We start from the raw sequence: 11,623 nt of genomic DNA on the forward strand, positions 1-11,623 counted from the left end.
CCCGTCGAATGCAGGCTATGTCTTTGTGAACGCGTGCACAAAGATGGTGTCCGATTTGCCCGGCCAACGTGACCGGGGTCACGCGACCCCGGCACACCCGTATGGAACCGGCGCACGAGCACCTTCGTTCCTCGCATGTTGGGGGCAAAGCCGCACACTCTCCTCTACGATCCCCGCCCCCGAGTCCGAATCGCCCTCGATCCTAAGTGACTTTCGGGAAGCCAAGGACTGCTCGGTCGCGCCTGATTTCCACCCGCCGCGCCTCCCCCGGGCCGAGCGCGCCCGCGCCCGCGGGCCGACTACGAGGTGAGCGCCCGCCGCAGCCGCTCCTCGTCCACCCGCCAGAACGTGTGCTGCGCCCCGTCCACCAGCACCACCGGGATCTCCTCCCAGTACGCGCGGTGCAGCTCCTCGTCCTGCGTGATGTCCTTCTTCTCCCACGGCACGCCGAGATCGCCGCAGACCCTCTCCACGACGTCCTGCGCGTCCTCGCACAGATGGCAGTCGGGCTTGCCGATCAGGGTGACCAGCCGCTCCCGCGGTTCGCTGTTCTCCGTGCGGCGCCCACTGCGCCGGAAGATGGGACTCATACCGGCCATTCTCGCCCCTCCGGCCGCACGCGTCCCCCGCCGTCCCGGCCCCTGCGCCGCGCCGCACGGCACGTTCCCGGCACGCCCTCCTTAACGACACGGTCGCCGAGAGTTCACAGCCCGCAAACCTCCCGACTCCGGAACCACCGAACAGACTGGCTATGCTCACGCCATGGCCGCTCTCGGATGGCTCACCCCCCGTAGGCGCTCCGCCACCGCGCGGAGCGTGCTGGCAGGCGAGGCCTCGGCGGAGGCAGCGCGCAAGACCTCCCAGGAACTCGAGGACCTCGCGCCCGAACGCGCCGACCAGGAATTCCCCGTGGTCGGCGACGACAGGGCCGCCGCGTTCTTCGACCTCGACAACACCGTGATGCAGGGTGCGGCCCTGTTCCACTTCGGGCGCGGCCTCTACAAGCGGAAGTTCTTCGAGACCCGCGAGCTCTACCGGTTCGCCTGGCAGCAGGCGTGGTTCCGGCTGGCCGGCGTCGAGGACCCCGAGCACATGCAGGAGGCGCGCGACTCCGCGCTGTCCATCGTGAAGGGCCACCGCGTCTCCGAGCTGATGTCGATCGGCGAGGAGATCTACGACGAGTACATGGCCGAGCGCATCTGGCCCGGCACCCGCGCCCTGGCCGAGGCACACCTCGACGCGGGCCAGAAGGTGTGGCTCGTCACGGCCGCCCCGGTCGAGATCGCCACGGTGATCGCCCGCCGCCTCGGCCTGACGGGCGCGCTCGGCACGGTCGCGGAGTCGGTGGACGGCGTCTACACCGGCAGGCTCGTCGGCGAGCCCCTGCACGGCCCCGCGAAGGCGGAGGCGGTACGCGCGCTCGCCTCGGCGGAGGGCCTGGACCTCGGACGCTGCGCCGCGTACAGCGACTCCCACAACGACATCCCGATGCTGTCGCTCGTCGGGCACCCCTACGCGATCAACCCCGACGCGAAGCTGCGCAAGCACGCCCGCACGCTCGACTGGCGGCTGCGCGACTACCGCACGGCCCGCAGGGCGGCGAAGGTCGGCATCCCGGCCGCGGCGGGCGTCGGCGCTGTGGCGGGCGGCACGGCGGCGGCGATCGCCCTGCACCGCCGCCGCCGCTGAGCCCCCTCGAACATCCTCCGGGCCGTCGCCCCCGTATCCGTCGCGGGGGCGACGGCCCGGCCTGCTGTCATACCCTCACACCGCGCCCCTCAGTCACGCGCACGGCACCCGGCCACAACACGCCCCGGACTCAGGCGGAACACGAACCGATCCGATCAAGAAGCGGTCACTCCCAGGCACTTGATGAGGTGTCGTTCGGTTACAGAAGCGACGTAATCGATGATTTGAGCAACTGGGTGTAGCACTCCCTGTACGAAGCGTTATTCTCCTCAGACGCATGACGGACCCCGTTCTTCGCCACGAAGAGTGAACGGTCCGGCACTGCACGTGATGGAAGCTCTGCCTCTGGGAGTCCCGTGTACCCACACGTCGGGGTTGACGCCTCGGGCCTGGCTACGCTGCGCGCAACGGTCCTCGACCACTTGCGCGGCTTCGTCCCCACCGCGTACGCCGTCCCCGCCCTCTCTGTCTCCATCGCGCCCGTCGGCCCGTGCTACGCACTGGCGGACGGCAGCGCGGCGGTGGGCAGACGAGGACGTTCGAACGCGTCGGCCACCCCCGCACGCCGCCCGGCCGCAGACAGTGACAGCGCCCGGATGATGGACCTGGTGGAGCGAGCGCAGGCCGGCGAGTCCGAAGCCTTCGGCCGGCTCTACGACCAGTACAGCGACACCGTGTACCGCTACATCTACTACCGCGTCGGCGGAAAGGCGACCGCGGAAGACCTCACGAGCGAGACGTTCCTGCGCGCCCTGCGGCGCATCGGCACGTTCACCTGGCAGGGCCGCGACTTCGGCGCCTGGCTGGTGACGATCGCCCGCAACCTCGTCGCGGACCACTTCAAGTCGAGCCGCTTCCGCCTGGAAGTGACCACCGGCGAGATGCTCGACGCCAACGAGGTCGAACGCTCACCGGAGGACTCCGTCCTGGAGTCCCTCTCGAACGCGGCGCTGCTGGACGCCGTGCGCCGACTCAACCCCCAGCAGCAGGAATGCGTGACCCTGCGCTTCCTCCAGGGCCTCTCGGTCGCCGAGACCGCCCGCGTGATGGGCAAGAACGAGGGCGCGATCAAGACCCTCCAGTACCGGGCGGTGCGCACACTGGCCCGGCTCCTCCCGGAAGACGCCCGCTGAGACCGCGTACCCCACGGACCGCGCGCACGGTCCGCCGGCCCGGCACGCGACCGGACACGGCCCAGGTACGACCCCGCTCGACCCGTACGCTCAGCGACGTCCAACTCACCGTCAGTGAAAGTCCGTTGACTTGGCGGTCCGATCATCCGTCGTCCGTAACCCAAGTGCCGAGCCGCTCGTTGTGCGGGATACAGGCTCCCTGTGGTCACAACCTGGCCGTGCGCGATCACTCGATCGTGTGGTCGCGGTCGGGGCGTGCACCCTCAGGACCCCCTGGGGAGTCGACCCGTCATGACGAGAGGAGGTGCCGCCAGTGATCGCTAACGTATCGGCGCACCGGCGGACGAACGCCTTCGCCCAGGCCCTGGAGGAGCATTCCGACCGGGGCTCGGCGGCCGAGCAGTCCGAAGGACCCGCTCCGGCCGCCGTGGACCGGTCCGAGCAGAGCCGGATGCTGTCCCTGGCGACCGGCCTCGGCGAACTGCCCAAACCGGAGCTGGACCCCGAGGTCAAGGTCGTCCAGCGGGCCCAACTGGTGGCCGCCATGGAGGCCATGCTGCTGGAGGGCACGGCCGCGGGAGGCGACGCGGCGAACCGTCCGGTTCCCGAGCAGCGGTCCCACCGCCGGGGCGCCCACCGGGCGACCGGCCTGGGGAAGCTGCGACCACGTTCACGCCTGTCGAAGGGGCTCGCCGCGGGCGGGCTCACCGTCGGCGTGGCAGCCGGAGCCTTCAGCGGTGTCGCCGCTGCCAGCTCCGACGCCCTGCCGGGCGACTCGCTCTACGGACTCAAGCGCGGGATGGAGGACCTCAAGCTCGGGATGGCCGACGGCGACAGCGATCGCGGCCGGCTCTACCTCGACCAGGCCTCCACCCGGCTGAGCGAGGCGCGCCGGTTGATGGAGCGGGGCCGCTCCGGCCCCCTCGACCACGAGTCCCTGGGCGAGGTCCGGCGCGCGCTGTCCGGTATGCAGCACGACGCCTCCGAGGGCCACCGCCTGCTGCACGAGGCGTACGAGAGGGATCCGGAGTCCCTGGGCCCCATCCAGGCCCTCTCCGCCTTCTCCCATTCGCACCGCGACGCCTGGGGTGCCCTGCGCGACCGGCTCCCCGTGCAACTCGGCGACGTGAGTCGCGGGGTCAGCTCGGTCTTCGACGCCATAGACCAGGAGGTCGACCCGCTGCGGTCGCTGCTCCCGCAGCCGCCCGCCCCGGAGGGCACGGGCCGGCACCGCGCGCCCAGCGCGGAGTCGTCCGGCTCGTCCGGTGCGGAGCGTCCGGCGCCCAGCGCCGGCGGGAGCTCCGCCGCGGAGAGCGGCTCGGGGTCCGGCGGGGGCAAGCCCAAGCCGTCCACGTCCAAGACCGAGGACGAGGGGCTGCTCGGCGGCAGCACGGGCGGTCTGCTCGACCCGCCCGAGGACGACACCGGCGCCACGCCGTCCGGCAGGAACAGCACCCCGTCCGAGCCGGACGTCACCCTGCCGCCCCTGCTCCCGGGCCTGCTCCCGGGCCTGGGAATCGACAGCGAGGACGCCGACTAGGCCCGGCCGACATGCGTGTGGGGCGCCCCCTTCGGGAAGGGGGCGCCCCACACGCATGTCCACGCACGGCCACGCAAGTCGAGGTTCCGTCAGAAGAACACCGAACGCCGCTGCACCAGCAGCTTGTACAGCGTGTGCTGGATCTGCTCCCGCACCTGGTCGGTGAGGTTGAACATCAGCATCGGGTCCTCCGCCGCCTCCGGCGGATAGCCGTCCGTACGGATCGGTTCGCCGAACTGGATCGTCCACTTCGTCGGCAGCGGCACGGCGCCCAGCGGGCCGAGCCACGGGAAGGTCGGCGTGATCGGGAAGTACGGGAAGCCCAGCAGGCGGGCCAGCGTCTTCGCGTTGCCGATCATCGGATAGATCTCCTCCGCGCCCACGATCGAGCACGGGATGATCGGGGTGCCCTGACGCAGGGCCGTCGACACGAAGCCGCCGCGGCCGAAGCGCTGGAGCTTGTACCGCTCGCTGAACGGCTTGCCGATGCCCTTGAAGCCCTCGGGCATCACGCCGACCAGTTCACCGCGTTGCAGCAGCCGTTCGGCGTCCTCGGCACAGGCCAGGGTGTGCCCGGCCTTGCGCGCCAGCTCGTTGACCACCGGCAGCATGAAGACCAGATCGGCCGCGAGCAGCCGGAGATGACGGCCCTCGGGGTGGTTGTCGTGGACGGCGACCTGCATCATCAGGCCGTCCAGCGGCAGCGTCCCCGAATGGTTGGCGACGATGAGCGCCCCGCCCTCGGACGGGATGTTCTCGATGCCCTTCACCTCGACCCGGAAGTACTTCTCGTACAGGGGCCGCACCAGGGACATCAGGACCTGCTCGGTGAGCTCCTGGTCGTAGCCGAAGTCGTCGACCTCGTAGTCGCCCGTCAACCGCCGTCGCAGGAAGGCGAGGCCGCCGGCGATGCGCCGGTCCCAGCCGCCCTGCTCCGCCGTGTCCGCGGCAACCGGTTCCTCGGGCGTCACAGGAACATCATCCTGCTGAATCGTTCGTCCTGGCAGGGGCTGGACCTCACGAACCACCACGGGCTCGCCCTGGCGCCGGCTCCCCGCACCGCGACGCCGGGCCGGCCGCGGTACGGCACCGCTGCGGGACCGGTCGTCGTCGAACGGAATGACCTTGGCGTCCGCCATTGTTGATGCGCTCCTCAGTTGGCGCTCTGCGTCGGGAGGTGACCACCGCCGGAAGCGGGCAGTGCGGCGATCCTGTCGACGACCCCGGCAAGGGTCTCGGGGGGCAGGAGTCCGGGTCCTCGGCTGCGCGCGAAGTCCGCGAAGGTCTCCGCGGTCGTGTACTTGGGCCGGTAGCCGAGCGTCTCGCGCATCTGGTGGGTCGCCACGACCCGGCCGTGGGTGAGCAGCCTCAGCTGCTCGGGCGAGAAGTCCGTCATGCCCAGCGTACGCAGCGCCGAGCCCACCCAGGTCACCGCCGGCATCAGCAGGGGAACGGTGGGCCGCCCCAGCCTGCGCGCGCACTGCGAGAGCAGCAGGACGCCGTCGCCCGCGACGTTGAACGTGCCGCTGTTGAGCGTGCCGCGCTCCGGCTCCAGCGACCCGATCCGCAGCACCTCGATGACGTCGTCCTCGTGCACGAACTGCAGCCGCGGGTCGTAGCCGAGCACCGTGGGCAGCACGGGCAGCGAGAAGTACGCGGCGAGCGGCGAATCCGCGCTCGGCCCGAGGATGTTGGCGAGCCGCAGCACGCACACGGCGACGTCGGGCCTGCGCCGGGCGAAGCCGCGCACGTACCCCTCGACCTCGACGGTGTCCTTGGCGAAGCCGCCACTGGGCAGAGATTTGGCCGGGGTCGTCTCGGTGAAGACCGCCGGGTCCCGGGGTGCCGACCCGTACACATTCGTACTGGACTTCACGACCAGCCGCTTGACCGTCGGCGACTTCTGGCAGGCGCCCAGGAGCTGCATGGTGCCGATGACGTTGGTCTCCTTGACCGAGGTCCGGCTGCCACTGCCCAGGGGGGTGCCCGTCACGTCCATGTGCACGACCGTGTCCACGGAGTACTCGGCGAGCACCCGGGCGATGGTCGGCTGCCTCAGGTCGGCCCGCACGAAGTCGGCTCCGCCCAGGTGGTGCTCAGGCGCGACCGCGTCCACGGCGATCACGCGGTCCACCTCGGGGTCGCGCTGGATCCGCCGTACGAACCGGCCCCCCAGCTGACGGGCCACTCCGGTCACGAGCACGACCTTGCCCAAGATCAGCGCCTTCCTTCCAGCCGTCGACTCATGCTGCCCGTAGTCTGCCGGGTTCCCCGTGCCGGCCACGTTAGCGGGTTGGTGTTGCGCTGTGATGACCGCCCGATGCACGAAGTGACGGTGCCCGCGGACGTACCACCGGACCCGGCCATTCGCCGCACGGCCGTACGCACAGACGTACGCACGGCGTTCGCCCGGCCGGACGGCCGGGCAGGCACGACTGTGGCCCCCCACCTGACCGGTGGGGGGCCACAGAGCGCACGCTCACGGCGTCGCCCGCCTTCGGGCAGGCGACCACCGATTGTCGCTACTTCTTGTTGCGACGCTGAACGCGAGTGCGCTTGAGCAGCTTGCGGTGCTTCTTCTTCGCCATCCGCTTGCGCCGCTTCTTGATAACAGAGCCCACGACTACCCTCGCTCACTTCTCTTTACTCGGTGCTGGGCTGCATGGGCCCATACGACCTATGAGGGGCCAGCCTACCCGGCTGAGCGCCGAGGTTGTAATCGAGGGGTTCCGGGTGAAATCCCGGGGCCGCGATCATGGCGCCCCGGGGCCCCACCGGAGCGCCGTCAGGCCGTCTCCACCCCCACGTAGGACTCGCGAAGGTACTCGTGAACCGCTTGCTCCGGGACGCGGAAGGACCTCCCCACCCGGATCGCGGGCAGATGACCGCTGTGCACCAAGCGGTACACGGTCATCTTCGACACTCGCATCACCGAGGCGACTTCCGCCACGGTAAGGAACTGAACCTCGTTCAGAGGCCTCTCGCCAGCAGCCATGACACACCTGAACCTTCCGCACTCGACGGTCACCGGCTTCCCCTTCCGGTGACACTTCGTCGTTGCGTGCTCACTCCCCAGATTAGGGGCGGGTGATGCGAGTGGGGAAGAGGAGCAGCCATCGGCGGCCTACTGTGACAGACACGCTCGATTGAGTACATAGCGAGTAAGCGGTCGGTAGTAATCAGACCGCACAGCGTCATCAAGTGGAACGACCACGGACACGCGCCCCTCTGCCTCTCCGACGAACAGGGCGGGGTCGTCGGTGTCACCCAGACCGATGGACTCGAACCCCAGCTGACCTGCTCCGCAGACCCAGCCGTGGTCTCCCACCACGAGCTCCGGGAGGGGCCCGCCGGCCTCCGCGGCGGCCGCCAGGGCGGTGCGAACCGGGAGGGGTGAATGGGTGTGCGCGCCGGTCTCACGCCCGGCGGCCCCGACCCCGGGTTCGCGCACCAGCGCGACCCCCCGTACGTAGTCGAGGTTGTACGTGCGTAGACCGAACCGGGTCGTTATGTCGACACAGTGACCATGCGCAGGGGTGAGGACGGCACATCCCGCCGCCGACAGAGCGTCCGCGAGAGCGGCGTAGAAACCGAGCAGTCGGTGCGGATGCCCGGTGCCGAGCAGCACCGGCGAGCGGTTCCGCCCGGCTTCCGCAAGCCGCTCCGCGAAGGCGTCGAGGGCCGCGAGCGTCCGTTCCGGGTCGATCACGTCGGGCCCGGAGGTATGCCGCACATCAGATGAGACGCCGCACTTGTCCGCCATCAAAGCGATCACATCAGGTTGCTCCCATGTCCATATGGGATCAAGTCCGATCATCACCCGCGGGTCCCGGGCGGCGAACAGCCGATAGCTCGTGAGGCTCTCCTCGCGCGAGGTGGCCACCGTCCCGGCCAGCCTCGCCGCCAGCAGATGCGCGCGCAGCGCTCCGGTACTCAACACGCCCCGATGCTCGCGCACATGGGGAACCCCGTCCCCAAAACAGGGAAAAAGCCCCACAGTTGGCGTAACAGGCCCATCAGTCCGCGGCGCCCGCCCGGCGCCCGTGCGGTACGACGGCGGAGCCGGGAGCGCGCCCGCGGCCCTAGGCCAGCAGCCCCCGCAGCGGGAACACCGCCCGGCGCGCGGCCAGTACGGCCTGATCCAACCGGTCCGCGGGGTCGTAGCCCGACTCCCAGTCCTTCCACTCCACGGGCCACCGGCCGTCGGTCATCCGCCTCGGCGCCGACTGCCGCGTACGGGCGAAGACCTCCTGCCGCCAGCTCTCGGGAATCATCGTCTCCGGCGCGACCTCCCGCCCCGCGGCGATCCCGACGAGATGCGTCCAGGACCGGGGCACCACCTCGACCACGGCGTATCCACCGCCGCCGAGCGCGACCCACCGGCCCTCCGCGTGCTCGTGCGCCAGCTCGTGGCAGGCGACCTGCACGGCCCGCTGGGCGTCCAGCGACACGGCCAGGTGCGCGAGCGGGTCCTCGAAGTGGGTGTCCGCGCCGTGCTGGGTGACCAGCACCTGGGGCCGGAAGTCGGCGATCAGCTCCGGCACGACGGAGTGGAAGGCCCGCAGCCATCCCGCGTCCCCGGTCCCCGCCGGCAGCGCCACATTGACCGCGGAGCCCTCGGCCGACCCGGCACCCGTCTCCTCGGGCCAGCCCGTCTGCGGGAACAGCGTGCGCGGATGCTCGTGCAACGACACGGTCAGCACCCGCGGATCGTCCCAGAACGCCGCCTGCACCCCGTCCCCGTGGTGCACGTCCACGTCCACGTAGGCCACCCGCTGGGCACCCAACTCCAGCAGCCGGGCGATGGCCAGCGAGGCGTCGTTGTAGATGCAGAACCCGGACGCGCTCCCCGGCATCGCGTGGTGCAGACCGCCCGCGAAGTTCACCGCGTGCAGCGCCTCGCCCCGCCAGACCGCCTCGGCGGCACCCACCGACTGCCCGGCGATCAGTGCGGACACCTCGTGCATGCCCGCGAAGGCCGGATCGTCCGCGGTCCCGAGCCCGTACGCGCCGTCCGCGGCCGAGGGCTCCGCGGAGGCGGCCCTGACCGCCTCGACGTAGTCCCCCCGGTGCACGAGCCGCAGCGTGGAGTCGCCGGCCGGCTTGGCCGCGACGACCGACACCTCCCGGTCGAGCCCGAAGGCGTCCACCAGGCTCCGGGTCAGCGACAGCCGGACCGGGTCCATCGGATGGTCCGGACCGAAGTCATACCCCGTTACTGCCTCGTCCCACATCAGCTGTGCGCGGCCGCTCATGCCCGTCACCGTATCGGGAAGGTCCAGGAGCGAACGACCGGGCATACAGGAGCGTCACCAGCATCAGCACCATCGGCACGAGCATCGCCCCCCGATAACTCCACGCATCGCCCAGAGCGCCCACCAGGGGCGAACCGACCAGGAACCCCACATAGTTGAAGATGTTCAGCCGGGCGACCGCCGAGTCCGCGGCACCCGGGAACAGCCGCCCCGCCGCCGCGAACGTCTGCGGCACGATCACGCACAGCCCGAACCCGAGCAGCGTGAAGCCCAGCATCCCGACCCAGGCCCCCGGCGCCCCCGCCACGACCGCGAAGCCCGCGGCCGCGACCACCGCGCCGACCCGCACGACCGCCACGGCCCCGAAGCGCCGCACCCCGAGGTCCCCGGCGGCCCGCCCGAGAAGCGTCGTGACCATGTAGACGTTGTACGGAACGGTGGCGAGCTGCTCCGAGCTGCCGAGCACGTCCTGGAGGTACTTGGCGCTCCAGTTGGCGACGGTCGAGTCCCCGATGTACGCCACCGCCATCACCAGGCACAGCGGCAGCAGCAGCTTGAACCCGGCGCTCCCGCCCCCGGTCCGGCCCTCCGCCGGCTCCTCGTCGGCGACCGCCCCGCCCCCGTCGACGTACCAGCGGCTGGCGATCAGGGCCGCGGGCAACAGCACCGCGGCCACCGGCAGATACGACACGAACAGCGCCAGGTCCCAGTGCGCCCCCGCCCACGCGAGCGAGGCCCCAAGAATCCCGCCCAGGCTGTACGCGGCGTGGAACCCGAGCATGATGCTGCGCCCGTAGGCGTGCTGGAGGCTGACCCCCAGCATGTTCATGGACGCGTCGAGCGCACCCACCGCGAGGCCGAAGGCCGCGAGCGCGAACCCGATCTCCCACAGCCCGTCCCCGCCTCCCACCGCGAGCAGGGACAGCAGCACGACCGGCTGCGACCACCGCAGTACGCGGCTGGGCGGCACCCGCTTCACCACATGCTCGGTGCAGACACTGCCGACACCGGCGAGGATCGGCACCGCTGCGAGGAAGACGGGCAGCAGCCCGTCGGATATCCCGTACCTGTCCTGGATCGCCGGGATTCGCGTCACGAGCAGCGCGAAGGCGACGCCCTGGGCGAAGAAACTGAACGCCAACGAGGCCCGGCCACGCCTCAGCACATCTGTCATGGCCGCTCAGCGTAGGGCTCCGTCCTACCCGTGGGTAGACGCTGCAGAACATGAGTTCTGCTCACTTTCGGCGCGGACACCCGCTTCCGTCGGCTGCGGGGCCCGCGGTCACGCCCGCAGCAGGCCGCTCAGCTCGCCCATGTCCCCGAACAGCCGGTCGGCGCCGGTCAGTCTCGCCGCCGGCGTCATCGCCGTGAACCCGTACACGTCCATCCCGGCCGACACGGCCGCCCGCACACCGAGCGGACTGTCCTCCACGACAACGCACTTGGCCGGCGCCACTCCCATCCGCCCGGCCGCGTACAGGAAGAGGTCCGGCGCCGGCTTCCCCCGTCCCACGTCCTGCGAACTGAAGATCCGCCCCTCGTCGAACCACCGGTCGAGACCGGTCCTGCGATGCCCGACCCTGATCCGCTCATGGCTCCCGGACGACGCCACGCAGTACGGAACGCCGTCCGCCACCAGCTTCTCCAGGACCTCCACGACCCCCGGCACGGGTTCCAACTCCCGCTCGAAAGTGGCGAACACGCGCGCGTGGAAGACGTCGTCGAAGTCCGCGGGAAGACGCTCGCCCGTCCGCTCCTCCACCAGGTCGTGCACGCGGTGCATGGCGGCACCCATGTAGTCCCGCAGGGAGTCCTCGTACGAGGTCGGATGCCCAAGCTCGGTGAGATACGCGGCCAGGAGCGTATTGGAAATCGGCTCACTGTCCACGAGGACACCGTCGTTGTCGAAGATCACCAGGTCATAGCGCATGACTAGGACCCTAAACGCAGAAAAGCCCCCGCACCGAAGTGCGGGGGCTTTCCCATATAAAATTTGTTCGGCGGCG

The 11,623-nt window shown here is 70.5% G+C and carries 12 protein-coding genes; 3 read left to right on the forward strand and 9 right to left on the reverse strand.

Annotation, left to right across the window (positions count from 1 at the left end; all coding sequences use genetic code 11):
- Window positions 1-299: 299 nt before the first annotated feature.
- Window positions 300-599 carry a glutaredoxin family protein gene (locus tag IE265_RS30960; RefSeq protein WP_190039047.1) on the reverse strand — a complete coding sequence of 100 codons (300 nt, stop codon included), beginning with the start codon at window positions 597-599 and terminating at the stop codon, window positions 300-302.
- A 163-nt stretch (window positions 600-762) separates the two neighbouring features.
- Between IE265_RS30960 and IE265_RS30965 the strand changes: the two genes are divergently transcribed.
- The 3 genes from IE265_RS30965 (at window position 763) to IE265_RS30975 (ending at window position 4,362) form a co-directional block, all read left to right on the forward strand.
- Window positions 763-1,689 carry an HAD family hydrolase gene (locus IE265_RS30965; protein WP_190039048.1) on the forward strand — a complete coding sequence of 309 codons (927 nt, stop codon included), beginning with the start codon at window positions 763-765 and terminating at the stop codon, window positions 1,687-1,689.
- Window positions 1,690-2,045: 356 nt separating this feature from the next.
- Window positions 2,046-2,822, forward strand: coding sequence for an ECF subfamily RNA polymerase sigma factor, BldN family (locus tag IE265_RS30970; protein ID WP_190039049.1), 777 nt, complete (start codon window positions 2,046-2,048; stop codon window positions 2,820-2,822).
- A 313-nt stretch (window positions 2,823-3,135) separates the two neighbouring features.
- Window positions 3,136-4,362 (forward strand): DUF5667 domain-containing protein, encoded by a 1,227-nt coding sequence (locus IE265_RS30975; RefSeq protein ID WP_190039050.1) that lies wholly within the window; start codon window positions 3,136-3,138, stop codon window positions 4,360-4,362.
- 89 nt (window positions 4,363-4,451) lie between these two features.
- Here the strand turns inward: IE265_RS30975 and IE265_RS30980 are convergent, their stop codons facing one another.
- From IE265_RS30980 to IE265_RS31015, 8 genes are all read right to left on the reverse strand, one after another.
- Entirely contained in the window at window positions 4,452-5,501 is a 1,050-nt protein-coding gene (locus IE265_RS30980) for a lysophospholipid acyltransferase family protein (RefSeq protein WP_190039051.1), read from the reverse strand.
- A gap of 14 nt (window positions 5,502-5,515) precedes the next feature.
- Window positions 5,516-6,577 carry an NAD-dependent epimerase/dehydratase family protein gene (locus IE265_RS30985; protein ID WP_190039052.1) on the reverse strand — a complete coding sequence of 354 codons (1,062 nt, stop codon included), beginning with the start codon at window positions 6,575-6,577 and terminating at the stop codon, window positions 5,516-5,518.
- Window positions 6,578-6,884: 307 nt separating this feature from the next.
- Window positions 6,885-6,983 (reverse strand): 30S ribosomal protein bS22, encoded by a 99-nt coding sequence (locus tag IE265_RS30990; RefSeq protein WP_003948845.1) that lies wholly within the window; start codon window positions 6,981-6,983, stop codon window positions 6,885-6,887.
- A gap of 164 nt (window positions 6,984-7,147) precedes the next feature.
- A complete protein-coding gene (locus IE265_RS30995; RefSeq protein ID WP_093781815.1) occupies window positions 7,148-7,357 on the reverse strand; it encodes a helix-turn-helix domain-containing protein in 210 nt (69 codons plus the stop codon).
- Window positions 7,358-7,486: 129 nt separating this feature from the next.
- A complete protein-coding gene (locus IE265_RS31000; RefSeq protein ID WP_190039053.1) occupies window positions 7,487-8,302 on the reverse strand; it encodes a phosphatase in 816 nt (271 codons plus the stop codon).
- A 142-nt stretch (window positions 8,303-8,444) separates the two neighbouring features.
- On the reverse strand, window positions 8,445-9,617 hold the full coding sequence (locus tag IE265_RS31005; protein ID WP_190039054.1) for an acetoin utilization protein AcuC: 1,173 nt from the start codon (window positions 9,615-9,617) through the stop codon (window positions 8,445-8,447).
- A complete protein-coding gene (locus IE265_RS31010) occupies window positions 9,568-10,791 on the reverse strand; it encodes an MFS transporter (protein WP_190039055.1) in 1,224 nt (407 codons plus the stop codon). The genes IE265_RS31005 and IE265_RS31010 overlap by 50 nt, the downstream gene beginning before the upstream one ends.
- 108 nt (window positions 10,792-10,899) lie before the next feature.
- Window positions 10,900-11,547 (reverse strand): HAD family hydrolase, encoded by a 648-nt coding sequence (locus tag IE265_RS31015; RefSeq protein ID WP_190039056.1) that lies wholly within the window; start codon window positions 11,545-11,547, stop codon window positions 10,900-10,902.
- Window positions 11,548-11,623 lie beyond the last annotated feature (76 nt).

Source organism: Streptomyces fructofermentans (assembly GCF_014651055.1).
In the GTDB taxonomy this organism is placed as follows: Bacteria; Actinomycetota; Actinomycetes; order Streptomycetales; family Streptomycetaceae; genus Streptomyces; species Streptomyces fructofermentans.

Excerpts from the sequence above, each read along its gene's own strand:
- IE265_RS30995 (WP_093781815.1), bottom strand. The coding sequence starts at position 7,357 with ATGGCTGCTGGCGAGAGGCCTCTGAACGAGGTTCAGTTCCTTACCGTG.
- IE265_RS30960 (WP_190039047.1), bottom strand. The coding sequence starts at position 599 with ATGGCCGGTATGAGTCCCATCTTCCGGCGCAGTGGGCGCCGCACGGAG.
- IE265_RS31010 (WP_190039055.1), bottom strand. The coding sequence starts at position 10,791 with ATGACAGATGTGCTGAGGCGTGGCCGGGCCTCGTTGGCGTTCAGTTTC.
- IE265_RS31015 (WP_190039056.1), bottom strand. The coding sequence starts at position 11,547 with ATGCGCTATGACCTGGTGATCTTCGACAACGACGGTGTCCTCGTGGAC.
- IE265_RS31005 (WP_190039054.1), bottom strand. The coding sequence starts at position 9,617 with ATGAGCGGCCGCGCACAGCTGATGTGGGACGAGGCAGTAACGGGGTAT.
- IE265_RS30980 (WP_190039051.1), bottom strand. The coding sequence starts at position 5,501 with ATGGCGGACGCCAAGGTCATTCCGTTCGACGACGACCGGTCCCGCAGC.
- IE265_RS30965 (WP_190039048.1), top strand. The coding sequence starts at position 763 with ATGGCCGCTCTCGGATGGCTCACCCCCCGTAGGCGCTCCGCCACCGCG.